Annotated in this window: 14 protein-coding genes; 3 read left to right on the forward strand and 11 right to left on the reverse strand. The window is 44.5% G+C overall.

Translation table 11 applies throughout. From position 1 onward, the window contains the following. Nucleotides 1–270: 270 nt before the first annotated feature. Nucleotides 271–1,197 (reverse strand): cobalamin-binding protein, encoded by a 927-nt coding sequence (locus tag AC07NA_RS24825; protein ID WP_494900633.1) that lies wholly within the window; start codon nucleotides 1,195–1,197, stop codon nucleotides 271–273. A gap of 121 nt (nucleotides 1,198–1,318) precedes the next feature. Between AC07NA_RS24825 and AC07NA_RS24830 the strand changes: the two genes are divergently transcribed. Then, nucleotides 1,319–1,942, forward strand: coding sequence for a LysE family translocator (locus tag AC07NA_RS24830; protein ID WP_494900635.1), 624 nt, complete (start codon nucleotides 1,319–1,321; stop codon nucleotides 1,940–1,942). On the opposite strand, the gene AC07NA_RS24835 is transcribed toward AC07NA_RS24830, so the two are convergent. The 6 genes from AC07NA_RS24835 to AC07NA_RS24860 form a co-directional block, all read right to left on the reverse strand. Next, complete coding sequence (locus tag AC07NA_RS24835) at nucleotides 1,932–3,008, reverse strand: DUF2157 domain-containing protein (RefSeq protein WP_494900637.1); 1,077 nt, start codon at nucleotides 3,006–3,008, stop codon at nucleotides 1,932–1,934. The two genes, AC07NA_RS24830 and AC07NA_RS24835, sit on opposite strands and share 11 nt — an antisense overlap. A 362-nt stretch (nucleotides 3,009–3,370) precedes the next feature. Continuing rightward, nucleotides 3,371–4,300: a bifunctional riboflavin kinase/FAD synthetase gene (locus tag AC07NA_RS24840; RefSeq protein ID WP_494900639.1), complete on the reverse strand. Its 930-nt coding sequence runs from the start codon at nucleotides 4,298–4,300 to the stop codon at nucleotides 3,371–3,373. 361 nt (nucleotides 4,301–4,661) lie between these two features. Then, on the reverse strand, nucleotides 4,662–5,375 hold the full coding sequence (gene truB / locus AC07NA_RS24845) for a tRNA pseudouridine(55) synthase TruB (RefSeq protein ID WP_494900641.1): 714 nt from the start codon (nucleotides 5,373–5,375) through the stop codon (nucleotides 4,662–4,664). 75 nt (nucleotides 5,376–5,450) lie between these two features. Continuing rightward, nucleotides 5,451–6,245: an undecaprenyl-diphosphate phosphatase gene (locus AC07NA_RS24850; RefSeq protein ID WP_345214329.1), complete on the reverse strand. Its 795-nt coding sequence runs from the start codon at nucleotides 6,243–6,245 to the stop codon at nucleotides 5,451–5,453. Continuing rightward, nucleotides 6,245–6,520 carry a DUF3098 domain-containing protein gene (locus tag AC07NA_RS24855; protein WP_345214307.1) on the reverse strand — a complete coding sequence of 92 codons (276 nt, stop codon included), beginning with the start codon at nucleotides 6,518–6,520 and terminating at the stop codon, nucleotides 6,245–6,247. Before AC07NA_RS24855 ends, AC07NA_RS24850 begins: the two co-directional genes overlap by 1 nt. 94 nt (nucleotides 6,521–6,614) lie before the next feature. Beyond that, nucleotides 6,615–7,493 carry a cell division protein FtsX gene (locus AC07NA_RS24860; protein WP_494900643.1) on the reverse strand — a complete coding sequence of 293 codons (879 nt, stop codon included), beginning with the start codon at nucleotides 7,491–7,493 and terminating at the stop codon, nucleotides 6,615–6,617. 245 nt (nucleotides 7,494–7,738) lie between these two features. On the opposite strand from AC07NA_RS24860, the gene AC07NA_RS24865 reads away from it, so the two are divergent. Further along, nucleotides 7,739–7,942 (forward strand): hypothetical protein, encoded by a 204-nt coding sequence (locus AC07NA_RS24865; RefSeq protein WP_494900645.1) that lies wholly within the window; start codon nucleotides 7,739–7,741, stop codon nucleotides 7,940–7,942. A gap of 618 nt (nucleotides 7,943–8,560) precedes the next feature. On the opposite strand, the gene AC07NA_RS24870 is transcribed toward AC07NA_RS24865, so the two are convergent. Further along, complete coding sequence (locus AC07NA_RS24870) at nucleotides 8,561–9,427, reverse strand: alpha/beta fold hydrolase (protein WP_494900647.1); 867 nt, start codon at nucleotides 9,425–9,427, stop codon at nucleotides 8,561–8,563. Between the two features lie 164 nt (nucleotides 9,428–9,591). On the opposite strand from AC07NA_RS24870, the gene AC07NA_RS24875 reads away from it, so the two are divergent. After that, nucleotides 9,592–11,409: a DEAD/DEAH box helicase gene (locus AC07NA_RS24875; protein WP_494900649.1), complete on the forward strand. Its 1,818-nt coding sequence runs from the start codon at nucleotides 9,592–9,594 to the stop codon at nucleotides 11,407–11,409. Between the two features lie 79 nt (nucleotides 11,410–11,488). Here AC07NA_RS24875 and AC07NA_RS24880 read toward each other — a convergent pair whose 3' ends face one another. From AC07NA_RS24880 to AC07NA_RS24890, 3 genes are all read right to left on the reverse strand, one after another. Next, the gene (locus tag AC07NA_RS24880) at nucleotides 11,489–11,806 is read right to left on the reverse strand and encodes a hypothetical protein (protein WP_494900651.1); all 318 of its coding nucleotides are present in this window, start codon (nucleotides 11,804–11,806) and stop codon (nucleotides 11,489–11,491) included. A gap of 131 nt (nucleotides 11,807–11,937) precedes the next feature. Then, the gene (locus tag AC07NA_RS24885) at nucleotides 11,938–12,228 is read right to left on the reverse strand and encodes a hypothetical protein (RefSeq protein WP_345214313.1); all 291 of its coding nucleotides are present in this window, start codon (nucleotides 12,226–12,228) and stop codon (nucleotides 11,938–11,940) included. Nucleotides 12,229–12,257: 29 nt separating this feature from the next. After that, nucleotides 12,258–13,265 carry an NAD(P)H-dependent glycerol-3-phosphate dehydrogenase gene (locus AC07NA_RS24890; RefSeq protein WP_494900653.1) on the reverse strand — a complete coding sequence of 336 codons (1,008 nt, stop codon included), beginning with the start codon at nucleotides 13,263–13,265 and terminating at the stop codon, nucleotides 12,258–12,260. Between the last annotated feature and the right edge of the window lie 562 nt (nucleotides 13,266–13,827).

Raw genomic sequence — 13,827 nt, forward strand, 5'->3', positions numbered from 1 at the left:
AGTGAACTTGTTGCATGTGGGGGAGGGATAGAGCGGCGGGGCAAAAGTTCCAGCCCAAGTTCTGTCCGCTTTGCAGGGCAATGGCCTCGTGCGGCAGAGAAGCCTTTTGCTGGACAAGGGTTTTGTTACTTTTGCCCTCAAAAGTAATGGGCAACTGCGGCCAAGAGCAGACCAACGTTAATCACAGCACAGGCATAGCCTAAGTAGAGATTGCTTCGTACCTCGCAATGACGAGAATATGTAAAGCAAGATAAAAGAGTGCGTAAATACTTACAAAGCAAACTTGATCCACCCATTACCCTCATACCCAAAAATAAACTGTTTCGGGTTGATGATCTCGGCCAGTATCTCGATAGAATCAACTATGCGAGGGCCGGGGCGGTTGAAGTATTGGTTACCGTCGGCTATATAGAAGCGGTTGTTCTTTACCGCTTTCAATTCGTTGAAGCCGGGTTGTTCAAATAGCAAGCCTATTTCGCGCATGGTGCGCTCAATAGCAAAACCACAGGGCATTACCACAATAATATCCGGGTCTTGCAGGCGGATGTCCGTCCAATCTATATAAGGCGAATGTTTACCGGCTTCGGCAATGATGCTTTGTCCGCCTGCTATGCTTACCAGTTCGGGGATCCAGTTGCCCGATACCATCATCGGGTCGAGCCATTCGATGCAGGCTACGGTAGGCTTGTTCTCAATAAATTTCAGCTTATGCCTGATGAGGTCTACACGTTCCTGCAAATCTTCTACCAATGTTTCGCCGGTGGCGGCAACGCCTAAAGCGGCGGCAACGGTTTTAATATCGTTAAATATATCATCCAGGCTGTTTGGCTGTAACGATATGATACGCGCCTGTTTATCCAGGTAATTTTCTAATGCCTGCTCTACCTCGGGTAACGATACCGCACAAACTTCGCATTGCGCCTGGGTAATTACCACATCGGGTTGCAGCGCTTTTATCTGCTCACGCTTTACGGTGTAAACAGACAAGGCCTCGCTTAATATCTCCTTTACCTTAACATCAATAGCTGCGCTGCTCAGGTTATCCGGAATGTTAGCTTCCGAACATACCGGCAGGTGCTGTATGCTTTCGGGGTAATCACACTCGTGCGAGCGGCCAACAAGGTTGTTTTCCAGTCCTAAAGCGCAAACTATTTCGGTAGCGGCGGGTAATAACGATATTATTCTATCAGCAGGCATCTTTTTTAACGTACGGTAATAATTTGCAAAGGTGCGGATTTTAGCGCATTCATTTTTTATTAATTATCGGGCATATTATTTACATACTGTCATATATGAGGTTTTATATTATTTTTGGGCGATGATATTTCTAACCTTCTTTATTGGCTTGATAGCCAATTTTATTGGCTACATACCGCCGGGAAATATAAACCTAACCTTAGTACAGCTTACCATAAACCGTGGCATAAAACAGGCATTGCAGTTTATTGCCGCTTTTTCGGTGGTGGAGCTTTTCTTTACCTACTTCATCATGAACGCCGCCCGCTGGCTGTCAGAACAAGCCCGGCTGGATACTATTATCGATTGGGTAATGGTTGTGCTTTTCGGTACTATGGGCGTAATTACCTGGCTGCACCGCAATAAACCGCCAAAAGCAAAATATTCCGACCATGCCAGCATCAAATACGGCATATTGTTAGGCTTTTTAAATCCCATGCAGATTCCGTTTTGGATGATTACCGGCACTTATGTAATTACACATGAGTGGATACAAGACGGAACGGTTGCCCTGATCATATTCAGTTTTGGTTCGGCAGTGGGTTCGTTCTTGTGCCTGTACATTTATGCCAAATTCGCGCAGTATATACAAAGCAAGTTCGCGCTTAGTACCAGGGTAATTAATATCAGCATCGCGGTATTATTTTTCGCGCTGGCTGCCTATCATATTATTAAGCAGGTTTATATCGCATTTTTTAAACATTAGCGGTATCGTTGTCGGCATTCTTCTTTTTATCCGCTGTATTTAAGTTCCATATTTTTTCGGCCTTGCGCCCTATGAGCCAAAACGAAGCTGCCAGAATTGAAAAGAAGATGGCATGGTTCACGTGATCCCACAGGTATTCGAAATACTTGGTGTATAAAGCTATCAGCAAAAAGGTAATACCAAATTCGCGGGCTATAACATCCTTGCTTTTTAAGCCATAAAATAGGAATCCTCCTGCAACCGCGGCAGATATGATGCCCCAATAAAAAAGACTGATCTGTTTTATTTGCCACCACAGGTCTAAACTGCCCAGGTTGCCGAATATGCTCAGCATCCACAACGATATAAACAGGTACAACAAACCCGACACATACGTTAGTTCCCAAAACTGCGCGAACCATTTTTTGCCTTTAAGCAGGTAACAAGCCGAAACCAATACTATACCGAACAGCACAAAGCGCAAGGGGTAATTCATGCCTAAAAAGTAATTGCTCCAGCGGGTTTGATAACCGGTTTCGGTACCGAACCAACTGCCCAATGATATTAGGGCGAACAGCCAGATCATCCCGGAGTTCATGCGCCAGGCCAGCACGCCATATACCACTACTGATAGCAGGAACAATAAGGAATAATGCCCGGTGCCATTATCAAGCGCTTTACCTATATAAGCAATGCAGCAGGCGGTAAAAAGCACGCCGGTAAAAATGAGCGCCTCGTTACTGAAAAACTTTTCAGGGTACAGGCGCTTGTGTTTGTGGCCGAAATAGTAAAAGCCGGTAGCCACAATACCCGCCAGCAAACTGATCAGGATATCCGGCGTATCATACAGCTTTTTGAGCCAGTTGATCACATCGTCATCAATAATAAGCGAACCAACGGCTATAATGCCGCAAACCAGGGCTATCCAAAACGAATACTTAGCCAGCCGCATCCAATCGAAACCCTTTACCTCGTACGAATCGCGAAGCTTTTGCGCCTGCTCGGCAGCAACCAAACCCTCCTTTTCCCAGTGGGTGATGGTTTCGTCTAAGAATTCGCTTTCTTGTTTATCGAGGTTTAATTTCATTGGCGGTGTTGTTATTTATATATGGCTTAATTACGAGGGACGAAGCAATCTCTGCTTAGGTTATGTTTGTGCTGTAGTTTATGTCAGTCTGCTCTTGGGCGCAGGGCCCCATTACTTTTGAGCCCAAAAGTAACAAAAGGCTTGTCCAGCAAAAGGCTTCTTTGCCGCACATGGCCATACCCTGCAAAACGGTCAGAACTTAGGGCTGGAACTTTTGCCCCACCACTCATTTCCGCCCCACGTGCAACAAGTTCACTATGCCCGCCTTTGCGCTCCTACCTACCACAGTTCTGACCGCTTTCGCCCGAAGCTTCTTTGCTGACGGAGAATGAGAAGCAATGACGCTGGAGATTTGGCATGCGTCACTCTGCCAGCAAATTCGTTACCGCGATTTTATCCAGCGCCAGCTGAGCTGTCAGTTCATCCAGTGAGCCGAATTTGATATCGCCGCGTACGTAGTGGATAAACTCCATCCGTACCTGCTGGTTATATATTTCTTTATTAAAATCAAAAATATTCACCTCAATATTACGGGTTATGCCATTTACCGTAGGGCGCTGACCAATGTAGGCCATCCCCTTCAGGTCAAACCCTTCTACCCGGATCTTTACCGCGAAGATGCCGTCATCCGGAATAAGCTTGTAACGTTCTTCAATAAGAATATTGGCGGTTGGATAACCTATTTTACGGCCAATCTGGTCGCCGCGGATAACGGTGCCGGTAATAAAGAACGGATAGCCCAAAAATGAATTGGCCTGTTCAATATCGTTGTTGAGCAAAGCGCCGCGGATACGGGTAGAGCTAACCGCGATGTCGTTAATATCCTGCTCGGGTATCTCTACCACGTCAAACCCATAAACCGGACTAAGGCGCAGAAAATCGGCCAGGCTGCCCTGCCTGTCTTTACCGAAACGGTGATCGTAACCGATAACTATCTTCCTGGTACCTATCTTATTCACCAGCACATCCCGAATGTAATCTTCGGCAGTTTGGTTTGAGAAATCGCGAGAGAAAGGGGTGATGATCAGGTGATCTACTCCTAACTCAGCCAGTAGTTCGGCTTTTTCGTTGATGGTATTGATCAGTTTGAGGCTTTCATCTTCCGGATGGAGTATCATACGGGGATGCGGAAAAAACGTAAGTATCACCGTTTCGCCGCCCGATTCGGCAGCCAGTTCTTTAAGGTCGGCTATTATTTTACGGTGACCGATGTGCACACCGTCAAAAGTGCCAATGGTAACCACCGCGTTCGCTACTGCAGTAAAATCATCAATGTGGTGGTAGATCTTCATAGTCAGCTAAAAGCACAAATGTAGCGTTTTTGAGTTTTGATTTTTAAAAGGATAACAGGGGAATTACAATCAGATTAGATAAGGGTAATCGGCACTGCATTCTGCAAGCTAAAAGGCGAACTGTTTTTATTGAAGAACCCTTGCTATTTAAACCTGATTGAAGTGGATACCGGCCGGTGTTGAAGGCCTGCAGGTGTATGAACGTAAAGCAGGAACAGACCGGAAATAAGAACTACGGGTGGCGCTTTTCGAGTAACTCGCCGGGGGACTCACCCTGTCATCGCTGCGCTCGACATCCCTCTCTGCTGCGCAAAGAGGGAGTTAAAACATTTTCCACTATCTACTCACCATTCACTACTTTCTACTCACTACTAACCACTTTCAGTTCTCTTATAATATCTACCATTTCCAAAACCTCGCGGGCATCTTCAATTTTGAAATCGCCGCTGCGGGTACGCCTTAGTGCCGATAGGTAAGCGCCGTTGTTTAGTGCCTTGCCAAAATCGTTCACCAGCGAACGGATATAGGTGCCTTTGCTGCACACTACCCTGAAATCTATTTCGGGTAATTCGATACGGGTAATTTCAAATTCGGTGATGGTTACGCTGCGAAGTTTGAGCTCTACATCTTCGCCGCGGCGGGCTTTTTCGTACAGTCGCTCGCCATCTACCTTTATGGCCGAATGCGCGGGCGGGTATTGTTGGATATCACCTGTGAATTGCGCGGTAGCAACGTTGATCTGCTCGTTGGTAATGTTCGATATATCAAAGGTGGCATCAACCTCCGTTTCCAAATCGTACGATGGTGTGGTTGCTCCCAGTATCATGGTCCCGGTATACTCCTTCTCCTGTGCCTGAAAGGTATCTATCTGCTTGGTCATTTTACCGGTGCAGATGATGAGCAGCCCGGTAGCCAGCGGATCGAGCGTACCGGCATGGCCTACCTTTAGTTTAAGCGGTTTAAAAGAGTTGCGCAGCTTGCCCACTACATCAAAACTGGTCCACTGCAATGGCTTGTTGATGAGCAGCAGTTGTCCGTCGGCAAACTCTTGTATGTTGGTATATTCTTTAAGCACTGGTATGTATCTAATAAAAAAAGTAGCGACAGGATAGTGATCCCGCCGCTACTTAAATGCAAAATTAATATTTTATTATATAACTTCCAGGTTGTGGCCTGTAAGGTATAAACCGATGATGATGGCGCCTACTATAATGCGGTACCAGCCAAACAGCCTGAAGCCTTTTTTCTCTAAAAAAGTAATAAAAGTACGGATAGCCAGCAACGCTACTATAAAAGCGATAACGTTACCTACTATCATAAATTTAATTTCTTCGCCGGTAAATACGTGACCTGCTTTGTAAAAATCGAGCAGTTTTTTAGCGGTAGCGGCAAACATGGTTGGCACGGCTAAAAAGAAAGAAAATTCGGCAGCGGCCTTGCGGCTTAGTTTCTGCGTCATACCACCTACAATGGTAGCGGCCGAGCGTGATACGCCCGGTATCATGGCGATACACTGGAACAGGCCGATCTTTAAAGCGGTTGGATAACTTACATCTTTATCCTCCTTAGCATCGGGATTGTTAAACCATTTATCAACAAATAACAGGATGATACCACCTATAAACAGGGTAATACCTACGGTAAGCGCGCTTTCCAGCAGGGCATCTATCCTGTCGCTCAATAATACCCCGAAAACTGCTGCCGGTATAAAGGCAACCAAAAGTTTCAGGTAAAAATTGAATGACTGGAAGAAACGTTTGTAATATAATACCACTACCGATAATATGGCCCCCAGCTGGATAGCGATGGTGAACAGCTTAATAAAATCGTTTGAGGCAATACCCATTGCCGATGAAGCAATGATCATGTGCCCGGTTGACGACACAGGCAAAAACTCTGTCAACCCTTCGATGATTGCCAGGATAATAACGTGTATAATATTTATCATGCTTTGCTTGCCGGCTTTTTAAGTATTGCTACAAAGCCCAATGCAAACCCTGCTAACACAACAATTGGCGCTATTACTATTTTGGTGGTGCTGTAAATATCGGTAGTGCCGGCCATTAATATAAAGCCTAAAGCTACCACAACAATACTGATGATAAGCATTTTGTAATTCGCTTTATCAAATATGAATTGTACCGGGGTATCCGGTGCCGACGTTTTCGACGCTGTTGCCGATGCCCTTGAAGCTACCGGTTTTGCGGGTTGTTGTGCCATTTATGTTTTAATTATTTAAATTACTTATTCTTGAATTATTGACTTGTAAGGGTAGTTGGTTTCGACATTGAACATTCGAATTTCGAAATCGCTGTTACCTGTACAGATCGTATATTTTTAAACGTAAAAACTTGTTAACCGCCAGGTAAGTGCTAAAGCCCGATATAAATATACCGATGCCAATTACCACTGCAAACACCAAACCGAACTCGGTATAGCTTTGCAGTATCACCAGGTCGGGGATTTGTTTGATGGCTAAAAACAGGGTGCCCATCAGTATGATCACCGCTATTAAACCACCCAGCAGGCCATGCCATATACCGTATAATAAAAACGGCTTGCGAATAAAGCCCTTTGTAGCGCCAACCAATTGCATTGATTTTATTAAAAACCGTTGCGAGTAAATAGCCAGCCTGATAGTATTGTTAATTAACGCTACCGATACCACAATGAATATACCTGCGAAAGCCAGTATCACCACACTAATGGAGGTAAGGTTTTGATTCATTTGATCAACCAATGATTGTTGATACTTTACCTCTTTAACCAGCGGGTTTTTAAGCAAAGCGGCTTTAAACTTATCAATATCGGCATTGTTGGCGTGTTCGGCTTTCAGGTAAACATCCAGCGATTGCGATAACGGGTTGTAGCCTAAAAACTTTACAAAGTCTTCGCCAAGATCTTTTTGCAGGTTGTGCGCCGCAATTTCTTTCGATACGTACTGCGCTTGTTTCACCATCGGATCGGCCTCCAGTTGCTTTTGCAGCTGCATTACATCCGGTTCGTGCGCGGCATCGTCAACAAATATGTTGAGCACAATATTTTCTTTTACATAGCGCGACAGGTTATTGGCATGTACCAGTATTAAGCCCAGCAAACCAATCATTAACAATACCATTGCAATACCAAAAACGGTAGATATATATATCGTTTTGGTTTTTTTTGCCGACGCGCTTACTTCAAATTCTTCCATGCTTTATTAATAATTGCAGATGCTTATTAACAGGCGAGCCATTTATATAACAGTCGCGCAAAACGCATCTAACCTTGCGAAATTAACAAACCTGCCCTAAAGGTAAAAGTTTATATGTTATAAATACGTTTTTTACGTGTAGCGAACTGCAAGGTTTAACAAAAATTAACGAATTGGTCAGGCTGATAGCTTTACTTATCCCCGCATCAAAATAAACAATATCAAACCTCCCCTGTTTATTTAGCATGACAAAGCCAGCAAACGAACACGACAAACCATCGCCATCTGACACCCCAACCAAACGCCCGGCTGATGAAGGCGGTGAAAGCAAAGTAAAACCCGAAGACAAGCAATACAACGCCGATGAACCCCACGGCGGCGACATCGCCAAAAAGCGCGAAAAAGAAGAGCAGCCGGTAACGCCGGTTAAAAATGCACCGAAAGAATAAAGTGAGGTTCGGGTTGCCAGGTTCGAGTGGCCTGTGAGTAAGGTTTGAGAATTTTAAAACACCCAGCAGTCGCTCCGGCTCAGGCCGAGTGACGACTATTACGCGGCGTCCCGCCGCCGTCACAAATATTAATTAGGTATGTAAGCTGAAAGCTTACGCCATGCCATGTCACGAGTTACGCTCTGCTAAACTCGCGACAGCGTGGAAATGTATTTCAACTCTTCCGTCAGCAAAGCAGCTTCGGGCGAAAACGGGCAGAACTGTGGCGGCCAAGAGCGCAATGGCGGGCATAGGAACTTGTTGCATGTGGGGAGGATAGCGGCCGGGGGCAAAAGTTCCAGCCCAAGTTCTGCACGGTTTGCAGGGAAGGCCAAGTGCGGCAAAGAAGCCTTTTGCTGGACAAGGGTTTTGTTACTTTTGCCCTCAAAAGTAATGGGCACCTGCGGCCAAGAGCAGACTAACGTTAATCACAGCACAAGCCTAAAAAAAGAATGCGAAGTAATTGCTTCATTCTTCGCAATGACAGAATGAAGAATAACAGCGTCACAGATTCTTCGCTACACTCAGGATGACAGTTAAATATTAGGCTCCCACAAGCTGCAACACACAACTTACAACTTAATTAAAAGTATCAAACCCTTCAATCTTCCTGTAAGGTTCGCTAAAAAAGTCCCCTACTATTTTATTGAACTGTTCTTTTTTGCTGATAGGTGTGGCATGGCCCGAGTTGGGAATGATCCACAGGTATGATTGCGGGATAGATTTGGCAATATCCAGCAGGTGTTGGGTAACGATCACGTCATGGTCGCCGCCTATTACAAGCGTAGGGGCAGTTATTTTATGTAGCTGCACCAATTTAATGTTGGGCTGAACAGCCATCATGTGCATTAATTTATAAGAAGTTTTCGTTTCGGCTTTAGCTCCCGGCTTGGCTACCACTTTGGCCAGACTATCCGTTGTAGTCTGAATCCAATTATAGGTGAATGGTGCAAGGGCGGTGCTGTCAGTCCATAAGTTGGGGCCGGTGATGGCCAGTTTCTTTACTTTGTCGGGATGGCGCATAGCCAGCAGCAGTCCGTCTATACCGCCATCGCTCCAGCCTACTACATAAGCCTGCTTAACGTGCAGGGTATCCATCAGGGCATTCAGGTCATCGGCCATCATTTCGTAGCTTAACGAATCTTTAGCGTCGGCAGATTTTCCCTGGGCGCGGCTGTCGGCAGCTATCACTTTATATTTTTCGGCGAACACGGGTATCTGGTTACTAAAATTACTGATCGAGCCCCCGTTTCCGTGAATGAACAATAGCGGTTCGCCACTGCCATAAACTTCATAATACATTTTAAACCCGCGGATGCTGGTGTATTTTCCGGCAGCCGGGTTATCGCCGTATTTAATATCTGCCCGCTTGTTAACCTTTTGTTTACACGCAGTAAAAGATATGATTACAGCAATTGCTGCCAATTTTATATACCTGATAATCATTATTATAAAGTTTTGAGGCCTAAATATAGGCAGTTTATAGTCAATTGTCGGGATGCAAATTTTGTCATTAAAAAATCAGCTTGCAAAGGCTATTTGAAATTACAAATTTTATTCCTACCTTTGCACCCGATTTGGCGATGTTGCCAAATTCGTTATTTTAATTCATGAACCCATTTATTCAACTGGGAATCCGTCATGATATTGTTAATGCCATCTCTGAGTTAGGATTTGAAAATCCTACGCCAATCCAGGAACAGTCAATTCCGGTATTGTTAACAGGCAGCAACGATTTTGTCGGATTAGCCCAAACCGGGACCGGTAAGACTGCTGCTTTTGGCCTGCCTTTACTGGAACTGCTGGACTTCGACGAAAATCACCCGCAAGCGCTTATTTTATGCCCAACGCGGGAGCTTTGTTTACAAATTACAAACGACCTAAAAAATTACTCTAAAAACGTTAAAAACGTTAACGTAGTAGCAGTTTATGGTGGTGCAAGCATTTCTGACCAATTACGTCAGATAAAACGCGGTGTGCAAATAGTTGTTGCCACGCCGGGCCGTATGCTTGACATTATTAACCGTAAAGCTATAGATTTTTCGCAGGTTAAATATGTAGTGCTTGACGAGGCTGATGAAATGCTCAACATGGGCTTTCAGGAAGACATTGACAGTATTCTATCTACCACTCCCGACGAGAAAAAAACCTGGCTGTTTTCGGCCACTATGCCTTCAGAAGTTAGAAGGATAGCAAAAAAATACATGAACGATCCGTTTGAACTTACCATGGGTGAAAAAAACACCGGTAACGTAAACATCGATCATGAGTACTACACAGTGCGTGCACGTGATAAATACGCTGCATTTAAACGTATTGTTGATTTTAATCCTGAAATTTTCGGTATCGTATTTTGCCGTACCAAAATTGAAACTCAGGAAATTGCCGAATCTTTAATTAAAGACGGTTACAATGCCGACTCATTACACGGCGACCTTTCACAACAACAACGTGATAAGGTTATGAAACGCTACCGCGAGCGCAGCCTGCAATTGTTAATTGCTACTGACGTTGCCGCACGTGGTATCGACGTAAATGATGTTACGCACGTAATTAACTACTCATTGCCTGATGAAATTGAGAACTACACCCACCGTAGCGGCCGTACAGCCCGTGCAGGTAAAACAGGTGTATCTATCGCTATCATCAACAGCAAAGAGATGGGTAAAATACGCCAGATTGAGCGTGTAATTGGTAAAAAATTCGTTAAGGCTGAAATACCTTCAGGTTTTGATGTTTGCGAAAAACAATTATTTGCACTGGTACATAAAGTACATAACGTACAGGTTAACGAGCAGCAAATTGAACAATACATCCCTCGTATTATGGATGAGTTCAAAGACCTGACCAAAGAAGATGTGATCAAACGTTTCGCATCGCTTGAGTTTAACCGTTTCTTAGATTATTACAAAAACGCACCTGATTTGAACGCGACCTACGAAGAAGGACGCACCAGAGATGGTTTAGGCGAACGTGCTCCTCGTGAAAGAGGCTCATCAGAATATACCCGCCTGTTTATCAATTTAGGTTCTGTTGATGATTTTAACCGCGGCGATTTGCTGGGTTACATTTGCAACACTACAAAAATTAGCGGTCGTACAGTTGGTAAAATTGATGTTAAGGGTGTTTACTCTTTCTTCGAGGTTGGTAACGGCGATGTAAACCAGGTGATGGAAGCATTTAAAACCATTGAATTTAATGGTCGTGAAGTGCGTATCGAAATCTCTGGCGAAGGCGTTAGCAGCAGCGAAAGACGCAGCGGCGGCGGCGGTGGCTACAAGAAACGCGAAGGCGGTGGTTATCGTGGTGGTGAAAGACGTGAAGGTGGCGGCGAAAGACGCGAAAGAAGCGGTAACACCGGTGGTGGTTTCCGTGATTTCTCTGGCAAACGCCGTGAAGATCGTCCGGAACGTCGCAAACGTTATTAATGAGTTTAGTGCTTTAGGGCACAGTTTTTAGTTGGTTTAGTTTACAAGGCCTTCCTGCAACCGCGGGGAGGCTTTTGTTTTATCGCTCAAACTCAACAACTACCGAATCGGGGAATAACAAATGCAGGTTATGCTCGTCAATCTGTTTAATAATAAATTCGGTATAGGGTTGGTTACCCTCGAACGAGGTAAGCAGCGTATCGCCTTTTACGATATAGTCTTCCTTAATAGGCGCGCCGTCGTCCAAAATAAACTCTTTACCGGTTATTTTGAGTTTGGTTTTACCGTCTTTTGATTTCCAGTCGCCTTTTAACTGTTTATTGCCCGATGAGGCCGGCGAACAGGCCGAGGCAAACACTATGGCGCAAAGCATTAACAGCAGGGTATATTTTTTCATAATGATGATGTTTTGCGCCATTATAATTATGTATTAATGCTTTCAGGAGAAAGAGTTGATCTCCCTGAAAGCATCTCTCATTTTATTGCAGCGTACTTTTATACGAAACAAGCGATAAAACGTTCAATATATTATGGTTTAGCCACCAGGTCGGCTTCTTTTACATATATATGACGGCCTTTTTTGTTTACGTAATAGTAGTACGAATTTTTATCGATGTAAATAGTTTGCCCCTGCGGACCAACCTTGCCATCATATTTCTTATCAACCACTGCCGATTTTCCCTTTGATGCAATCTCCGCAGTTTTATTCCCCACTTTTTTGGCGGTTTTTTTTACATCCTGACCAACCGATTGTGCATGCGTATCAAACGCTATGAACATACCTGCCGCAAGTATAGCGGCCTTAAACATATTTTTCATGGTAGCTTTAAATTAAGTTATTTTAAATACTAACTCAATTTTTCGGCCAAATGTTTCATTTCAATAGCGGGCGATCTTTTTTGGTATAAAATACCGTAAACTGCCTCACAGATAGGTATGTTAACCATGTATTGTTTATTGATCTCGTGCAGGCATTTTACCGCGTAATAGCCCTCGGCAATCATGTTCATCTCTAACTGGGCCGACTTTACCGTGTACCCCTTACCAACCATATTACCAAAAGTACGGTTGCGGCTAAACTGCGAATAGGCGGTCACCAATAAGTCGCCTAAATAGGCCGATTCTTTGATATCCCGATCTATAGGGTGTACAGCATCAACAAAACGCTTCAGCTCGCGTATGGCATTTGATATTAATACCGACTGGAAGTTATCGCCATACCCTACCCCATGGCAAATACCGCTGGCTATGGCATATATATTCTTTAATACGGCGGCGTACTCGGTACCATATATATCATCGGACACGTTGGTTTTGATGTAGCGGGTACTGATCATCCCGGCAAATTCGGCGGCAAGCTCTTTATCCAGCGACGCGATGGTTAAGTAGGATAATTTTTCCAACGCTACTTCTTCGGCGTGACATGGACCGCTGATCACTACAATGTTATTTAGCGGCACTTTGTAATGATGGTGCAAAAACTCACCGATGATCTGGTTTTCATCGGGCACTATACCTTTTATGGCAGATATGATCCTTTTACCTGCAAGATCTTCCGGGGATATGCCTGTAAGGGCGTCCTTTAAAAACGCGGCAGGGATATTAAGCAAAACAAAATCTACATTGGCCAGTATCTCTTTTATATCTGTAGATATGTTCTCTGCAGGCAGCCTCACCTCTACCGAACTTAAATAGTTGGGGTTATGGTGAAATTTATGGATATGCTCAACAGTCTCCACGCTCCGCATCCACCAGAAAATTTCTTTATCCGTAGTATTATCGGTAAGCATTTTAATATTGGCTGTTGCCCAGCTCCCTCCGCCCAGTACGGCTATCCTTTTCTTTTGCGTATCCATTAAAGCTAAAATGTGCAACCGCGCATAATGTTTTATTGGCGGCCCCACAAAGTAATGAAATATTATGCAAGCAGAGAAATAGGATAGTGAGTGGGGAGTAGTGAATTGTGAGTGGTTATTTGTCAACAGTGAGATTAGTTTTACAGTCCCCTCCTCGGAGGGGCGAGCGTGGGGAATGCGCGTCTGCGGGGTGGGTTCACCGCTTTGCTATAACCCAATCGCCGCATTCTACCTATGGTAGATGTCATCAGCTATCTTTAAATGCTGTATAAACACCTCCCTGCCACCGCAGTCCCCAACACACCCCTCCTCAAGGAGGGAAGTAAAAAATCTTCCGACTACTCATGACTATCAAGCAAAAGCCGACATTCTCCAATCCCCTCCTCGGAGGGGCGAGCGCAGGCCTGTGAAGTGGCGGGGTGGGTTTATACGCAATACCATAAAGCATTGGCAACAACTCACCCCGACTTCACTTCGTTCGTCACCCCTCTCATATCTTTGTACTATAATAGATCAGAAGAAAAGGAGAAACATAGAGGGCCCTCATGACACGTATTTAAAA

It is taken from the genome of Mucilaginibacter sp. GW821-FHT07G05 (genome assembly GCF_059418565.1).

Excerpts from the sequence above, each read along its gene's own strand:
- AC07NA_RS24825 (WP_494900633.1), bottom strand. The coding sequence starts at position 1,197 with ATGCCTGCTGATAGAATAATATCGTTATTACCCGCCGCTACCGAAATA.
- AC07NA_RS24830 (WP_494900635.1), top strand. The coding sequence starts at position 1,319 with ATGATATTTCTAACCTTCTTTATTGGCTTGATAGCCAATTTTATTGGC.
- AC07NA_RS24835 (WP_494900637.1), bottom strand. The coding sequence starts at position 3,008 with ATGAAATTAAACCTCGATAAACAAGAAAGCGAATTCTTAGACGAAACC.
- AC07NA_RS24840 (WP_494900639.1), bottom strand. The coding sequence starts at position 4,300 with ATGAAGATCTACCACCACATTGATGATTTTACTGCAGTAGCGAACGCG.
- AC07NA_RS24855 (WP_345214307.1), bottom strand. The coding sequence starts at position 6,520 with ATGGCACAACAACCCGCAAAACCGGTAGCTTCAAGGGCATCGGCAACA.
- AC07NA_RS24860 (WP_494900643.1), bottom strand. The coding sequence starts at position 7,493 with ATGGAAGAATTTGAAGTAAGCGCGTCGGCAAAAAAAACCAAAACGATA.
- AC07NA_RS24865 (WP_494900645.1), top strand. The coding sequence starts at position 7,739 with ATGACAAAGCCAGCAAACGAACACGACAAACCATCGCCATCTGACACC.
- AC07NA_RS24870 (WP_494900647.1), bottom strand. The coding sequence starts at position 9,427 with ATGATTATCAGGTATATAAAATTGGCAGCAATTGCTGTAATCATATCT.
- AC07NA_RS24875 (WP_494900649.1), top strand. The coding sequence starts at position 9,592 with ATGAACCCATTTATTCAACTGGGAATCCGTCATGATATTGTTAATGCC.
- AC07NA_RS24880 (WP_494900651.1), bottom strand. The coding sequence starts at position 11,806 with ATGAAAAAATATACCCTGCTGTTAATGCTTTGCGCCATAGTGTTTGCC.
- AC07NA_RS24885 (WP_345214313.1), bottom strand. The coding sequence starts at position 12,228 with ATGAAAAATATGTTTAAGGCCGCTATACTTGCGGCAGGTATGTTCATA.
- AC07NA_RS24890 (WP_494900653.1), bottom strand. The coding sequence starts at position 13,265 with ATGGATACGCAAAAGAAAAGGATAGCCGTACTGGGCGGAGGGAGCTGG.